Raw genomic sequence first — 15836 nt, 5'->3', positions numbered from 1 at the left:
GAAGGCGTAGAAATGGTAATGCCAGGTGAGAACGTAACCATTACTGTAGAACTGATTGCGCCTATCGCTATGGAAGAGGGTCTGCGCTTTGCGATTCGCGAAGGTGGTCGTACCGTAGGTGCGGGTGTGGTTTCTTCTGTAATCGCTTAAGTTTAGAGGCCAATAGCTCAATTGGTAGAGTATCGGTCTCCAAAACCGAGGGTTGGGGGTTCGAGACCCTCTTGGCCTGCCAAATAAAAAATTAACCGGCCTTGTGCCGGTTAATTTTTTTGTACTTAAGTTTTAAGATTATTTGGAATTAATTAATGGATCAATGCCGCTATCTAAAATGAAGGCGGGTGGGGTATTGATAAGTGAGTAAAGATGACAGAACATCCGTCTGGACGCAAAGAAGACCATCAGAAAAAGGAAGTTGTGGTAAGTAATAAGCCGGCTCCTGAAAAGAAAGAAGGTCTGTTTGCATATTTTAAGAGCTCTTGGACTGAGTTTAAGAAGGTAGTTTGGCCGAGTCGTGATGAAGCGGTCAAAATGACTGTATTCGTGATTATCTTCGTTGCAGTTTTAGCAGCCTTCATTTATGCGGCAGATACAATTATTTCATGGTTGTTTTTTGATGTTTTATTAAATAGGAAAGGGTAAAGATGTCAAAGCGTTGGTATGTGGTACAGGCCTATTCCGGTTTCGAGAAAAATGTTCAAAAAACATTGAAAGAGCGTATTGCTCGTGAAAACATGGAAGAATATTTCGGTCAGATTCTCGTTCCTGTAGAGGAAGTGGTAGATATCAAAAATGGCCGAAAAACCATCAGTGAGCGTAAATTCTATCCAGGCTATGTGTTGGTTGAAATGGAAATGACCGATGATTCATGGCACTTGGTTAAGAGTACTCCTCGAGTAAATGGTTTTGTAGGTGGTAGCGGAAATCGCCCAATCCCAATTTCTCAAAAAGATGCAGATGCTATTTTGCAACAAGCCAAAACAGGTGTTGAGAAGCCAAAACCAAAAGTTGAATTCGAGGTTGGTCAGCAGGTTCGTGTGAATGAAGGCCCATTTGCTGATTTCAATGGAATTGTTGATGAGGTTAACTACGAGCGTAATAGATTGCGTGTTTCAGTTCAGATTTTTGGTCGTGAAACACCGGTTGAATTAGAGTTCGGTCAGGTTGAAAAGATTTAAGTGGTTTAATTCGCTTGAAAAATTTTTTTTAAGCGGATATAATCGCAAATTCTGTTTGGGAAGCGGAATGGTTCCGCGTTATACCCGTTTTTAGGAGTCCTTAAGTGGCAAAGAAAATTATCGGCTACATCAAACTGCAAATTCCTGCAGGTAAAGCCAATCCATCTCCCCCAGTTGGTCCAGCTTTGGGTCAACGTGGTTTGAACATCATGGAATTCTGTAAAGCATTTAATGCTGCAACCCAAGGTATGGAACCTGGTTTGCCAATTCCAGTCGTGATCACTGCATTTGCAGATAAATCATTCACTTTTGTGATGAAAACTCCACCAGCTTCTATCTTGTTGAAAAAAGCTGCTGGTCTGCAAAAAGGTAGTTCTAATCCTCTGACTAACAAAGTGGGTAAATTGACCCGCGCTCAGTTGGAAGAAATTGCTAAAACTAAAGAGCCTGATTTGACTGCTGCTGACTTGGATGCTGCTGTTCGTACTATCGCCGGCTCTGCTCGCTCAATGGGCTTGGATGTGGAGGGTGTTGTATAATGGCTAAAGTATCTAAACGCTTGAAAGCTCTGCGCTCTTCTGTTGAAGCTAACAAACTGTACGCAATCGATGAAGCAATTGCTTTGGTTAAAAAAGCTGCCACTGCTAAATTTGACGAGTCTGTTGATGTATCTTTCAACTTGGGTGTTGATCCTCGTAAATCTGACCAAGTTATCCGTGGTTCAGTCGTTCTGCCTAAAGGTACCGGTAAAACAACTCGCGTAGCCGTGTTTACTCAAGGTGCAAATGCAGATGCTGCTAAAGAAGCTGGTGCAGATATTGTCGGTTTTGAAGATCTGGCCGCTGAAATCAAAGCTGGTAACCTGAACTTTGACGTTGTTATCGCTTCTCCTGATGCAATGCGTATTGTTGGTCAATTGGGTACCATCTTAGGTCCTCGTGGCCTGATGCCAAACCCTAAAGTAGGTACTGTTACTCCTAACGTTGCTGAAGCAGTTAAAAATGCAAAAGCAGGTCAAGTACAATACCGTACAGATAAAGCCGGTATCGTTCATGCAACTATCGGTCGTGCTTCTTTCACTGAAGCTGACTTGAAAGAAAACTTCAATGCGTTGCTGGATGCTATCGTTAAAGCCAAACCTGCTGCTGCTAAAGGTCAGTACCTGAAAAAAGTTGCTGTATCCAGCACTATGGGTTTGGGTGTCCGCGTTGATACTGCAAGCGTGAACAACTAAGAAATTTTCAGGTGATCCAGTTTTCTGGATTGCCTGAATTTGGGCTACTTAAAATTAAGTAGATGTCCAAGACCGTAGGGATCGTAAGATTTAATCGTAACTGCCCTACGCAGACGGTAGTCCTGAAACACATTGCAAGATTGCTTGTAAGATGTCTTTTTAGGTTACCGCGCTGGTGGGATATCATTTCGGTATCCTGTTTATAAACAGTGGGAGGTAGACCTTGAGTCTCAATATTGAAACCAAGAAAGTGGCCGTAGAGGAAATTAGCGCAGCAATTGCTAACGCTCAAACTCTCGTAGTCGCTGAATATCGCGGTATCAGTGTTTCCAGCATGACTGAGCTTCGTGCGAATGCACGTAAAGAAGGCGTTTACTTGCGCGTTCTGAAAAATACTCTGGCTCGTCGCGCAGTAGAGGGTACTTCATTCGCAGGTTTGGCCGATCAAATGGTTGGTCCATTGGTTTACGCTGCTTCTGAAGATGCTGTTGCTGCTGCTAAAGTGCTGCACCAATTCGCGAAAAAAGATGACAAAATTATCGTTAAAGCTGGTTCTTACAATGGCGAAGTGATGAATCCTGCTCAGGTTGCTGAGTTGGCTTCTATTCCAAGTCGCGAAGAGCTGCTGTCCAAACTGTTGTTCGTTATGCAAGCTCCTGTATCAGGCTTTGCACGTGGTTTGGCTGCTTTGGCAGAGAAAAAAGCTGGCGAAGAAGCCGCTTAATCGATTTTGTTTCATTTAATCAATTATTTTTTAATACAATATTTGGAGTATAAATAGCATGGCTATTACTAAAGAAGACATTTTGGAAGCCGTTGGTTCTTTGACCGTAATGGAATTGAACGACCTGGTTAAAGCTTTTGAAGAAAAATTTGGCGTTTCTGCTGCTGCAGTTGCAGTTGCAGGTCCTGCAGGTGCTGGTGCAGCTGCTGCTGAAGAAAAAACTGAATTCGACGTAGTATTGGCTTCTGCCGGTGATCAAAAAGTTGGCGTGATTAAAGTTGTCCGCGCTATCACTGGCCTGGGTCTGAAAGAAGCTAAAGACATCGTTGACGGTGCACCTAAAACTCTGAAAGAAGGTGTTTCTAAAGCTGAAGCTGAAGACATCCAAAAACAACTGGAAGAAGCCGGCGCTAAAGTCGAAATCAAATAATTTGATGCTTCCTATGAAGGCTGGCAGTTTTCTGCCAGCCTTATTTTACTTCTTAAAATAAGCATCAGGCATTGTTTACATTTATTTGCATAGTCTTTATAAAATCATTGCAAATAAATGTAAATACCAGGTTGATGCATGCCGTTGTTTCAGACGGCCTATTATTTAAAATTGCTTTTCGGAGTGTATATGAGCTATTCGTTTACCGAGAAAAAACGTATCCGTAAGAGTTTTGCAAAGCGAGAGAATGTCTTAGATGTTCCTTTCCTGCTGGCAACCCAAATTGACTCTTATGCGAAATTTTTGCAGCTGGAAAATGCTTTTGACCAACGCACTGATGATGGTCTGCAAGCAGCATTTAATTCTATTTTCCCGATTGTGAGCCATAACGGTTATGCGCGATTGGAGTTTGTGCATTACACATTGGGCGAGCCTTTGTTCGATATTCCTGAGTGTCAATTGCGCGGCATTACTTACGCGGCTCCATTGCGTGCCCGTATCCGTTTGGTAATTTTGGATAAAGAAGCATCTAAGCCGACTGTAAAAGAAGTTCGTGAAAACGAAGTGTATATGGGTGAAATCCCATTGATGACGCCAAGTGGCTCTTTTGTCATCAATGGTACTGAGCGTGTAATTGTTTCCCAGCTGCACCGTTCTCCTGGCGTGTTCTTTGAGCATGACCGTGGTAAAACACATTCTTCCGGTAAGCTGTTGTTCTCTGCTCGTATTATTCCTTACCGTGGTTCATGGTTGGATTTCGAATTTGATCCAAAAGATTTGTTGTATTTCCGTATCGACCGTCGCCGTAAAATGCCGGTTACGATTTTGTTGAAAGCTTTGGGCTACAACAATGAACAAATCTTGGATATTTTCTACGACAAAGAAACTTTCTATTTGTCTTCAAACGGTGTTCAAACGGATCTGATTGCAGGCCGTCTGAAAGGTGAAACTGCTAAAGTTGATATCTTGGATAAAGAAGGCAATGTACTGGTCGCCAAAGGTAAACGCATTACTGCGAAAAATATCCGTGATATTACCAATGCAGGCTTGACTCGTTTGGATGTAGAGCCAGAAAGCCTGATAGGCAAAGCATTGGCTGCTGATCTGATTGATCCGGAAACCGGTGAAGTATTGGCTTCTGCTAACGATGAAATTACAGAAGAACTGTTGGCTAAGCTTGATATCCATGGCGTAAAAGAAATTACGACCCTTTATATCAATGAATTGGATCAAGGTGGTTACATCTCCAGCACTCTGCGTACAGACGAAACTGCTGATCAGCAAGCTGCACGCGTAGCGATTTACCGCATGATGCGTCCTGGCGAACCGCCTACCGAAGAAGCTGTTGAACAGCTCTTCAACCGCTTGTTCTTTAGTGAAGACAGCTATGATTTGTCTCGCGTAGGCCGTATGAAATTTAATACGCGCACATACGAGCAAAAATTGTCTGAAGCGCAACAAAACTCTTGGTATGGCCGTTTGCTGAACGAAACTTTGGCTGGCGCAGCTGAAAAAGGCGGTTACGTTCTGAGCGTTGAAGACATTGTTGCTTCTATTGCTACATTGGTTGAACTGCGTAACGGTCATGGCGAAGTAGACGATATCGACCACTTGGGCAATCGTCGTGTTCGTTCTGTGGGTGAGTTGACTGAAAACCAATTCCGCAGCGGTTTGGCTCGTGTAGAACGTGCAGTTAAAGAGCGTTTGAACCAAGCAGAATCTGAGAACTTGATGCCGCATGACTTGATCAATGCAAAACCTGTTTCTGCCGCGATTAAAGAATTCTTCGGTTCCAGCCAATTGAGCCAATTTATGGATCAGACCAACCCATTGTCTGAAGTAACCCATAAACGCCGTGTATCTGCATTGGGCCCTGGCGGTTTGACTCGCGAACGTGCAGGCTTTGAAGTGCGAGACGTACATCCAACCCACTATGGCCGTGTATGTCCTATTGAAACACCTGAAGGTCCAAACATTGGTTTGATCAACTCATTGTCTGTTTATGCGCGTACCAATGATTATGGCTTCTTGGAAACCCCTTACCGCCGTGTTGTCGATGGCAAAGTAACTGAAGAAATCGACTACTTGTCTGCTATCGAAGAAGGCCGTTATGTGATTGCACAGGCGAATGCCGATTTGGACAAAGACGGTAATCTGATTGGCGACTTGGTTACTTGTCGTGAAAAAGGCGAAACTATTATGGCAACGCCTGACCGCGTCCAATATATGGACGTGGCAACCGGTCAAGTGGTATCCGTTGCAGCATCTCTGATTCCATTCTTGGAACATGATGACGCGAACCGTGCATTGATGGGTGCCAACATGCAACGTCAGGCCGTACCGTGCCTGCGTCCTGAAAAACCAATGGTTGGTACCGGTATCGAACGTTCTGTTGCCGTTGACTCTGCAACTGCAATCGTTGCCCGCCGTGGTGGTGTGGTTGAGTATGTAGACGCCAACCGCGTTGTGGTTCGTGTTCATGATGATGAAGCGACTGCCGGTGAAGTGGGTGTCGATATTTACAACTTGGTTAAATTCACCCGTTCCAACCAATCTACCAACATCAACCAACGTCCGGCTGTAAAAGCAGGCGATGTGTTGCAACGTGGTGACTTGGTAGCCGACGGTGCATCTACCGACTTGGGCGAGTTGGCTTTGGGTCAAAATATGACCATCGCCTTCATGCCATGGAACGGTTACAACTACGAAGACTCGATTCTGATTTCAGAAAAAGTGGCTGCGGACGATCGTTACACTTCGATTCACATTGAAGAACTGAACGTTGTTGCACGTGACACTAAACTGGGTGCGGAAGACATTACCCGCGATATTCCGAACTTGTCCGAACGTATGCAAAACCGTTTGGATGAATCCGGTATCGTATATATCGGTGCAGAAGTAGAAGCTGGTGACGTCTTGGTAGGTAAAGTAACACCTAAAGGCGAAACCCAACTGACTCCTGAAGAAAAACTGCTGCGTGCAATCTTTGGTGAAAAAGCATCCGACGTAAAAGACACCTCGTTGCGTATGCCTACCGGTATGAGCGGTACCGTTATCGACGTTCAAGTCTTTACTCGTGAAGGCATTCAACGCGACAAACGTGCTCAATCCATTATTGATTCTGAATTGAAACGTTACCGTCAAGATTTGGGCGATCAATTGCGTATTTTCGATAATGACGCATTCGACCGTATCGAGCGTATGATTGTGGGTCAAAAAGCCAATGGTGGTCCGATGAAGCTGGCTAAAGGCAGCGAAATCACTACCGAATATTTGGCAAGCCTGTCCAGCAAACATGATTGGTTTGACATCCGTCTGGCTGACGAAGACTTGGCCAAACAGTTGGAACTGATTAAATTGAGCCTGCAACAAAAACGCGAAGAAGCAGACGAGTTGTATGAGATCAAGAAGAAAAAACTGACCCAAGGCGACGAGCTGCAACCGGGCGTACAAAAAATGGTGAAAGTATTTATCGCCATCAAACGCCGTCTGCAAGCCGGTGACAAAATGGCGGGTCGCCACGGTAACAAAGGTGTGGTATCACGCATTCTGCCAGTGGAAGACATGCCTTACATGGCTGATGGCCGTCCGGTAGACATCGTACTGAACCCATTGGGCGTACCTTCCCGTATGAACATCGGTCAGATTTTGGAAGTTCACTTGGGTTGGGCGGCAAAAGGTATCGGCGAACGCATCGACCGTATGCTGAAAGAGCAGCGCAAAGCCAGTGAGCTGCGTGAATTCTTGAACAAACTCTACAACAGTAGCGGTAAGAAAGAAGATTTGGACAGCCTGACAGATGAAGAAATTATCGAATTGGCTTCCAACCTGCGTAAAGGTGCATCTTTCGCCTCTCCAGTATTCGACGGTGCGAAAGAGTCTGAAATCCGCGAAATGTTGAACTTGGCTTACCCAAGCGAAGATCCTGAGGTTGAGAAACTGGGCTTTAACGACAGTAAAACTCAAATTACGCTGTATGACGGCCGTTCAGGCGAAGCATTTGACCGCAAGGTTACAGTCGGTGTGATGCACTATCTGAAACTGCACCACTTGGTTGACGAAAAAATGCACGCCCGTTCTACCGGTCCATACAGTCTGGTTACCCAGCAGCCTCTGGGCGGTAAAGCTCAGTTCGGTGGCCAACGTTTCGGTGAGATGGAGGTTTGGGCATTGGAAGCATACGGCGCGGCATACACGCTGCAAGAGATGCTGACTGTGAAGTCTGACGACGTGAACGGCCGTACCAAAATGTACGAGAACATCGTCAAAGGCGAACACAAAATCGATGCCGGTATGCCTGAATCCTTCAACGTATTGGTTAAAGAGATTCGCTCACTGGGCTTGGATATCGATTTGGAACGCTACTAAACAGAAGTTTTCAGACGGCCTTTTAAGGTCGTCTGAAAAAGCGGTTTCAGAATAAGAATGAAGCAATCGGCATTTAGGCCGTCTGAAATCGAAAGTAGCGTTTCCCAATATCGAAAATCCGCCATGCGGTAAAAATACTTCCTTCAAGGAGCAAAAATGAATTTGTTGAACTTATTTAATCCGTTGCAAACTGCCGGCATGGAAGAAGAGTTTGATGCCATCAAAATCGGTATTGCCTCTCCCGAAACCATCCGCTCATGGTCTTATGGCGAAGTTAAAAAACCTGAAACCATCAACTACCGTACGTTCAAACCTGAGCGCGACGGTTTGTTCTGCGCCAAAATCTTTGGCCCGGTCAAAGACTATGAATGTTTGTGCGGTAAATACAAACGCTTGAAATTTAAAGGCGTAACCTGTGAAAAATGTGGCGTAGAAGTGACTCTGTCCAAAGTACGCCGCGAACGCATGGGCCACATTGAATTGGCAGCACCAGTTGCACACATTTGGTTCTTGAAATCCCTGCCTTCCCGCTTGGGTATGGTACTGGACATGACTTTGCGCGATATCGAACGCGTATTGTACTTTGAAGCATTTGTGGTAACCGATCCCGGCATGACTCCGTTGCAACGTCGTCAATTGCTGACTGAAGACGATTACTACAACAAACTGGACGAATACGGCGACGACTTCGATGCCAAAATGGGTGCAGAAGGTATCCGCGAATTGCTGCGCACCTTGGATATTACCGGCGAAATCGAAATCCTGCGTCAAGAGCTGGAATCTACCGGTTCTGACACCAAAATCAAAAAAATCGCCAAACGTTTGAAAGTATTGGAAGCCTTCCAGCGTTCCGGTATGAAACTGGAATGGATGATTATGGATGTGTTGCCGGTATTGCCGCCTGATTTGCGTCCGTTGGTTCCATTGGATGGCGGTCGTTTTGCCACTTCCGATTTGAACGATTTGTACCGCCGCGTTATCAACCGTAACAACCGTCTGAAACGCCTGTTGGAACTGCATGCGCCTGACATCATCGTTCGTAACGAAAAACGTATGTTGCAAGAAGCAGTTGACTCTCTGTTGGATAACGGCCGCCGCGGTAAAGCCATGACCGGCGCCAACAAACGTCCGCTGAAATCATTGGCAGACATGATTAAAGGTAAAGGTGGCCGCTTCCGTCAAAACCTGCTGGGTAAACGTGTGGACTATTCTGGTCGTTCCGTGATTACCGTAGGCCCATACCTGCGTCTGCACCAATGTGGTCTGCCGAAAAAAATGGCTTTGGAACTGTTCAAACCATTTATTTTCCACAAATTGGAAAAACAAGGTTTGGCTTCTACCGTTAAAGCTGCGAAAAAATTGGTAGAGCAAGAAGTACCTGAAGTATGGGATATATTGGAAGAAGTCATCCGCGAACATCCGATTATGCTGAACCGTGCGCCAACCCTGCACCGTTTGGGTATTCAAGCGTTCGAACCTATCCTGATCGAAGGTAAAGCGATTCAGTTGCACCCATTGGTGTGTGCCGCATTTAACGCCGACTTTGACGGTGACCAAATGGCTGTACACGTTCCATTGAGCTTGGAAGCACAAATGGAAGCACGCACGCTGATGCTGGCTTCAAACAACGTATTGTCTCCGGCCAACGGTGAACCAATCATCGTACCTTCTCAAGATATCGTGTTGGGTCTGTATTACATGACCCGCGACCGTATCAATGCCAAAGGCGAAGGCAGCCTGTTTGCCGATGTGAAAGAAGTGCATCGTGCATACCATACTAAACAGGTTGAACTGGGTACGAAAATTACCGTACGTCTGCGTGAATGGGTGAAAAACGAAGCAGGTGAGTTTAAGCCTGTCGTTAACCGTTACGAAACAACCGTCGGTCGTGCATTGTTGAGCGAAATCTTACCTAAAGGCCTGCCATTCGAGTACATCAACAAAGCGCTGAAGAAAAAAGAAATTTCTAAACTGATTAATGCGTCATTCCGTCTGTGCGGCTTGCGTGAAACAGTTATTTTCGCCGACCACCTGATGTATACCGGTTTCGGTTTTGCGGCTAAAGGCGGTATTTCTATTGCGGTTGACGATATGGAAATTCCGAAAGAAAAAGCAGCCTTGCTGGCTGAGGCTAATGCCGAAGTTAAAGAAATTGAAGACCAATACCGTCAAGGTTTGGTAACCAACGGCGAACGTTACAACAAAGTGGTCGATATCTGGGGTCGTGCCGGCGATAAGATCGCTAAAGCGATGATGGACAACCTGTCCAAACAAAAAGTTATTGACCGTGACGGCAACGAAGTTGATCAAGAGTCCTTCAACTCTATTTACATGATGGCTGACTCTGGTGCCCGTGGTTCTGCGGCTCAGATTAAACAGTTGTCCGGTATGCGTGGTCTGATGGCGAAACCTGACGGCTCCATTATTGAAACGCCTATTACCTCTAACTTCCGCGAAGGCCTGACCGTATTGCAATACTTTATTGCGACCCACGGTGCGCGTAAAGGTTTGGCGGATACCGCGTTGAAAACTGCAAACTCCGGTTACCTGACCCGTCGTTTGGTAGACGTAACCCAAGATTTGGTAGTTGTTGAAGACGATTGCGGCACTTCAGACGGCTTTGTGATGAAGGCAGTGGTACAAGGCGGTGATGTGATTGAAGCCTTGCGCGATCGTATTTTGGGTCGCGTTACTGCTTCTGATGTTGTCGATCCTTCGACTGGCGAGACTTTGGTTGAAGCCGGTACGTTGTTGACCGAGAAACTGGTAGATATGATCGACCAATCCGGTGTCGATGAAGTCAAAGTCCGTACGCCGATTACTTGTAAAACCCGTCATGGCCTGTGTGCACACTGTTATGGTCGTGACTTGGCACGCGGTAAACTGGTTAACGCCGGTGAGGCAGTTGGTGTGATTGCTGCACAATCCATTGGTGAACCAGGTACTCAGCTGACCATGCGTACGTTCCACATCGGTGGTGCGGCATCTCGTGCGGCAGCAGCCAGCCAAGTAGAAGCCAAATCCAACGGTACAGCGCGTTTCAGCAGCCAAATGCGTTATGTTGCCAACAACAAAGGCGAGTTGGTTGTTATCGGCCGTTCTTGTGAAGTAGTGATTCACGACGATATCGGTCGCGAACGTGAACGTCACAAAGTACCTTACGGTGCAATCCTGCTGGTACAAGACGGCGAAGCCATTAAAGCCGGTCAAACTTTGGCAACTTGGGATCCGCATACCCGTCCGATGATTACCGAACACGCAGGTATGGTGAAATTCGAAAACGTGGAAGAGGGTGTTACCGTTGCGAAACAAACTGACGATGTAACCGGTTTGTCTACTTTGGTAGTGATTGACGGTAAACGTCGTTCCTCTGGTGCTTCTAAACTGTTGCGTCCGACTGTCAAACTGTTGGATGAAAACGGTCTGGAAATTTGCATCCCAGGTACGACTACCCCAGTTTCTATGGCATTCCCGGTCGGTGCGGTGATTACTATCCGTGAAGGTCAGGAAGTTGGTAAGGGTGATGTATTGGCGCGTATTCCACAAGCGTCTTCTAAAACCCGCGATATTACCGGTGGTCTGCCACGCGTAGCCGAATTGTTTGAAGCACGCGTGCCGAAAGATGCAGGTATGTTGGCAGAAATTACCGGTACAGTTTCTTTCGGTAAAGAAACCAAAGGTAAACAGCGCCTGATTATTACCGACGTAGACGGTGTGGCATACGAAACGCTGATTTCTAAAGAGAAACAGATTCTGGTACACGACGGTCAAGTGGTAAACCGCGGTGAAACCATCGTAGACGGTGCCGTAGATCCACACGACATTCTGCGTCTGCAAGGTATCGAAGCATTGGCTCGCTACATTGTTCAAGAGGTACAAGAGGTTTACCGCCTGCAAGGTGTGAAGATTTCCGATAAACACATCGAAGTCATCATCCGTCAAATGCTGCGTCGAGTGAACATTGTTGATTCCGGTGATACAGAGTTCATTACCGGTGAGCAAGTTGAGCGTGGTGATGTGATGCTTGCCAATGAAAAAGCCATGGCTGAAGACAAAGAGCCGGCACGTTACGAAAACGTGTTGCTGGGTATTACCAAAGCTTCCTTGTCTACAGACAGCTTCATTTCAGCGGCATCGTTCCAAGAAACAACCCGCGTCTTGACAGAGGCCGCTATTATGGGCAAACAAGACGAGCTGCGTGGTTTGAAAGAAAACGTGATTGTTGGTCGTTTGATTCCTGCTGGTACAGGTTTGACCTACCACCGCAGCCGCCACCAACAATGGCAGCAAGCTGATCAAGAAATTTCTGAAACCGAAGCTTCAGACGAATAATCCCTCGGGATTATTGTAAAAATAAAACCGCAAGCTAGTCTTGCGGTTTTATTTTTTAGAGGATTTAAAAGAGGGTAGAGATTAAGGCCGTCTGAATAAATAAGGAAAGCAATGGAGAAAATAAGTAGAGAGCCAAATTACGGACTTATTTAAAATGACAAAGGCCGTATGAATCTTTCAGACGGCCTTTGTTTCCAAAATTTAGACATAAATTGGAAAACACCAAACTTTATCAGTCATTTGCTTGACTAAATCCTTGCAATAAAAATATAATTCCAATCTTGTCGACATGGTGTCGGCAAGTATTTAACTCAACAGGACGAGAAAATATGCCAACTATTAACCAATTGGTACGCAAAGGCCGTCAAAAGCCTGTGTACGTAAACAAAGTGCCTGCACTGGAAGCTTGCCCGCAAAAACGTGGCGTGTGCACCCGTGTATACACAACTACCCCTAAAAAACCTAACTCTGCATTGCGTAAAGTATGTAAAGTTCGCCTGACCAATGGTTTTGAAGTCATTTCATACATCGGCGGTGAAGGTCACAACCTGCAAGAGCACAGCGTCGTATTGATTCGCGGCGGTCGTGTAAAAGACTTGCCAGGTGTACGTTACCACACTGTACGCGGTTCCTTGGATACTGCAGGTGTTAAAGACCGTAAACAAGCCCGTTCTAAATACGGTGCTAAGCGTCCTAAATAATTATCGGGACTCAAATAGGCACGTCGGCCGCCTAAGCTGAACAACGGCCGAGTAAGTGAATACTCAATTGGGTATTCATGGGAATTGACCCAACTGAATAGATTAAAGGAAATTAAAATGCCAAGACGTAGAGAAGTCCCTAAGCGCGACGTACTGCCAGATCCTAAATTCGGCAGCGTTGAGCTGACTAAATTCATGAACGTATTGATGATTGACGGTAAAAAATCTGTTGCAGAACGTATCGTTTACGGTGCACTGGAACAAATTGAGAAAAAAACCGGCAAAGTAGCAATCGAAGTATTTAACGAAGCCATTGCAAACGCCAAACCTATCGTGGAAGTGAAAAGCCGCCGTGTAGGTGGTGCAAACTACCAAGTTCCTGTTGAAGTTCGTCCTTCACGTCGTCTGGCTTTGGCAATGCGCTGGGTTCGCGACGCGGCCCGTAAACGTGGTGAGAAATCTATGGACCTGCGTTTGGCAGGCGAATTGATTGATGCGGCTGAAGGTCGTGGCGGTGCGTTGAAAAAACGTGAAGAAGTACACCGTATGGCTGAAGCTAACAAAGCATTCTCTCACTTCCGTTTCTAATATCGAAAGGCTAACAAAATGGCTCGTAAGACCCCTATCAGCCTGTATCGCAATATTGGTATTTCTGCCCATATTGACGCGGGTAAAACAACCACAACAGAACGTATTCTGTTCTATACAGGTTTGACTCACAAGTTGGGTGAGGTGCATGACGGTGCAGCAACTACCGACTACATGGAACAAGAGCAAGAGCGTGGTATTACCATTACTTCTGCTGCTGTGACTTCTTATTGGTCCGGTATGGCGAAACAGTTCCCTGAACACCGTTTCAACATCATTGATACCCCGGGACACGTTGACTTTACCGTAGAGGTAGAGCGTTCTATGCGTGTATTGGATGGTGCAGTAATGGTTTACTGTGCAGTAGGTGGTGTTCAACCTCAATCCGAAACCGTATGGCGTCAAGCTAACAAATACCAAGTTCCTCGCTTGGCATTTGTAAACAAAATGGACCGTCAAGGTGCCAACTTCTTCCGCGTTGTCGAGCAAATGAAAACCCGTTTGCGCGCAAACCCTGTACCTATCGTAATCCCGGTTGGTGCAGAAGATAGCTTCAGTGGTGTTGTTGACCTGCTGAAAATGAAATCTATCATCTGGAACGAAGCTGATAAAGGTACAACCTTTACCTATGGCGATATTCCTGCTGAGTTGGTTGAAACTGCTGAAGAATGGCGTCAAAACATGATTGAAGCCGCAGCAGAAGCCAGCGAAGAATTAATGGATAAATACTTGGGTGGTGAAGAGCTGACCGAAGAAGAAATCGTAGGCGCATTGCGTCAACGTACTTTGGCAGGTGAAATCCAACCAATGTTGTGCGGTTCTGCATTTAAAAACAAAGGTGTTCAACGTATGTTGGACGCAGTAGTAGAATTGTTGCCTGCTCCTACCGACATTCCTCCTGTTCAAGGTGTTAACCCTAACACTGAAGAAGCAGACAGCCGTCAAGCCAGCGATGAAGAGAAATTCTCTGCATTGGCGTTCAAAATGTTGAACGACAAATACGTTGGTCAGCTGACTTTCATTCGCGTTTACTCTGGTGTCGTGAAATCCGGTGATACCGTATTGAACTCTGTAAAAGGTACTCGCGAACGTATCGGTCGTTTGGTGCAAATGACTGCTGCGGACCGTACTGAAATTGAAGAAGTGCGCGCTGGCGACATCGCCGCCGCTATCGGTCTGAAAGATGTTACTACCGGTGAAACTTTGTGCGCAGAAAGCGCGCCGATTATCTTGGAACGCATGGAATTCCCTGAGCCGGTAATCCATATTGCCGTTGAGCCAAAAACCAAAGCTGACCAAGAGAAAATGGGTATTGCCCTGAACCGTCTGGCTAAAGAAGACCCTTCTTTCCGTGTTCGTACAGACGAAGAATCCGGTCAAACCATTATTTCCGGCATGGGTGAATTGCACTTGGAAATTATTGTTGACCGTATGAAACGCGAATTCGGTGTGGAAGCTAACATTGGTGCGCCTCAAGTTGCATACCGTGAAACTATCCGCAAAGAAGTTGAAGCTGAATACAAACACGCTAAACAATCCGGTGGTAAAGGTCAATACGGTCACGTTGTGATCAAAATGGAACCTATGGAGCCGGGTGGTGCAGGTTACGAATTTATCGACGAAATTAAAGGTGGTGTGATTCCTCGCGAATTCATTCCTTCTGTTGATAAAGGTATCCGTGACACCCTGCCTAACGGTATCGTTGCAGGCTACCCAGTAGTTGACGTACGCGTACGTTTGATCTTCGGTTCTTCGCATGATGTCGACTCTTCACAACTGGCCTTTGAATTGGCAGCTTCTCAAGCCTTTAAAGAAGGTATGCGTAAAGCCAATCCTGCTCTGCTTGAGCCAATCATGGCAGTTGAAGTGGAAACCCCTGAAGAATACATGGGTGACGTAATGGGCGACTTGAACCGTCGTCGTGGCGTTGTATTGGGTATGGATGATGACGGTATCGGCGGTAAGAAAGTTCGTGCCGAAGTGCCTCTGGCAGAAATGTTTGGTTACTCAACCGACCTGCGTTCTGCAACCCAAGGCCGCGCTACTTACTCCATGGAGTTCAAAAAATACGCTGAAGCTCCTGCTCACGTAGCTGCTGCAGTAACTGAAGCCCGCAAAGGCTAATCAGAAAAGGCCGTCTGAACTGAAAATAAATTTTCAGACGGCCATTGTTCTTTAATCGATCTTTATATGTAAAGGAATTAGCTCATGGCTAAGGAAAAATTTGAACGTAGCAAACCGCACGTAAACGTTGGCACCATCGGTCACGTTGACCATGGTAAAA

General features: G+C 46.0%; 11 protein-coding genes, 1 tRNA gene and 1 pseudogene. All 13 read left to right on the top strand.

All coding sequences use genetic code 11. The features are described from left to right. Nucleotides 1-150: pseudogene (locus ACTHSX_RS10120) on the top strand (hypothetical protein); the annotation flags it as partial. A gap of 6 nt (nt 151-156) precedes the next feature. Further along, nucleotides 157-232 (top strand) — tRNA-Trp (locus ACTHSX_RS10115). A gap of 131 nt (nt 233-363) precedes the next feature. Further along, a complete protein-coding gene (secE, locus tag ACTHSX_RS10110; protein WP_003680696.1) occupies nt 364-639 on the top strand; it encodes a preprotein translocase subunit SecE in 276 nt (91 codons plus the stop codon). A 2-nt stretch (nt 640-641) separates the two neighbouring features. Further along, nucleotides 642-1175, top strand: coding sequence for a transcription termination/antitermination protein NusG (gene nusG / locus ACTHSX_RS10105; protein WP_003680697.1), 534 nt, complete (start codon nt 642-644; stop codon nt 1173-1175). A 104-nt stretch (nt 1176-1279) separates the two neighbouring features. Continuing rightward, a complete protein-coding gene (gene rplK / locus ACTHSX_RS10100) occupies nt 1280-1714 on the top strand; it encodes a 50S ribosomal protein L11 (protein ID WP_002220151.1) in 435 nt (144 codons plus the stop codon). Beyond that, nucleotides 1714-2409 carry a 50S ribosomal protein L1 gene (rplA, locus tag ACTHSX_RS10095; RefSeq protein ID WP_440377560.1) on the top strand — a complete coding sequence of 232 codons (696 nt, stop codon included), beginning with the start codon at nt 1714-1716 and terminating at the stop codon, nt 2407-2409. Before rplK ends, rplA begins: the two co-directional genes overlap by 1 nt. A gap of 223 nt (nt 2410-2632) precedes the next feature. After that, entirely contained in the window at nt 2633-3133 is a 501-nt protein-coding gene (gene rplJ, locus ACTHSX_RS10090; RefSeq protein WP_003680699.1) for a 50S ribosomal protein L10, read from the top strand. A 58-nt stretch (nt 3134-3191) separates the two neighbouring features. Continuing rightward, entirely contained in the window at nt 3192-3563 is a 372-nt protein-coding gene (rplL, locus tag ACTHSX_RS10085; protein ID WP_003677916.1) for a 50S ribosomal protein L7/L12, read from the top strand. Between the two features lie 189 nt (nt 3564-3752). Next, on the top strand, nt 3753-7931 hold the full coding sequence (gene rpoB / locus ACTHSX_RS10080; protein ID WP_070589497.1) for a DNA-directed RNA polymerase subunit beta: 4179 nt from the start codon (nt 3753-3755) through the stop codon (nt 7929-7931). Between the two features lie 156 nt (nt 7932-8087). Then, entirely contained in the window at nt 8088-12263 is a 4176-nt protein-coding gene (gene rpoC, locus ACTHSX_RS10075; RefSeq protein ID WP_440377559.1) for a DNA-directed RNA polymerase subunit beta', read from the top strand. Between the two features lie 329 nt (nt 12264-12592). Further along, a complete protein-coding gene (rpsL, locus tag ACTHSX_RS10070) occupies nt 12593-12964 on the top strand; it encodes a 30S ribosomal protein S12 (protein ID WP_002218431.1) in 372 nt (123 codons plus the stop codon). 117 nt (nt 12965-13081) lie between these two features. Beyond that, nucleotides 13082-13552: a 30S ribosomal protein S7 gene (rpsG, locus tag ACTHSX_RS10065; RefSeq protein WP_002240962.1), complete on the top strand. Its 471-nt coding sequence runs from the start codon at nt 13082-13084 to the stop codon at nt 13550-13552. An 18-nt stretch (nt 13553-13570) separates the two neighbouring features. Beyond that, on the top strand, nt 13571-15676 hold the full coding sequence (fusA, locus tag ACTHSX_RS10060) for an elongation factor G (protein WP_063076706.1): 2106 nt from the start codon (nt 13571-13573) through the stop codon (nt 15674-15676). The last annotated feature ends 160 nt before the right edge of the window (nt 15677-15836 follow it).

Origin of the sequence: Neisseria sp. P0014.S002 (assembly GCF_051958295.1) — a bacterium.
GTDB classification, from domain to species: Bacteria; Pseudomonadota; Gammaproteobacteria; order Burkholderiales; family Neisseriaceae; genus Neisseria; species Neisseria flavescens_B.
Note: the sequence above shows the minus strand (reverse complement) of the source record. Positions and strands in the feature narration are given on the sequence as shown.

Bases quoted from the DNA above. Each gene is read 5' to 3' on its own strand.
- secE (WP_003680696.1), top strand. From the start codon at position 364: ATGACAGAACATCCGTCTGGACGCAAAGAAGACCATCAGAAAAAGGAA.
- nusG (WP_003680697.1), top strand. From the start codon at position 642: ATGTCAAAGCGTTGGTATGTGGTACAGGCCTATTCCGGTTTCGAGAAA.
- rplA (WP_440377560.1), top strand. From the start codon at position 1,714: ATGGCTAAAGTATCTAAACGCTTGAAAGCTCTGCGCTCTTCTGTTGAA.
- rplL (WP_003677916.1), top strand. From the start codon at position 3,192: ATGGCTATTACTAAAGAAGACATTTTGGAAGCCGTTGGTTCTTTGACC.
- rpoB (WP_070589497.1), top strand. From the start codon at position 3,753: ATGAGCTATTCGTTTACCGAGAAAAAACGTATCCGTAAGAGTTTTGCA.
- rpoC (WP_440377559.1), top strand. From the start codon at position 8,088: ATGAATTTGTTGAACTTATTTAATCCGTTGCAAACTGCCGGCATGGAA.
- rpsL (WP_002218431.1), top strand. From the start codon at position 12,593: ATGCCAACTATTAACCAATTGGTACGCAAAGGCCGTCAAAAGCCTGTG.
- rpsG (WP_002240962.1), top strand. From the start codon at position 13,082: ATGCCAAGACGTAGAGAAGTCCCTAAGCGCGACGTACTGCCAGATCCT.
- fusA (WP_063076706.1), top strand. From the start codon at position 13,571: ATGGCTCGTAAGACCCCTATCAGCCTGTATCGCAATATTGGTATTTCT.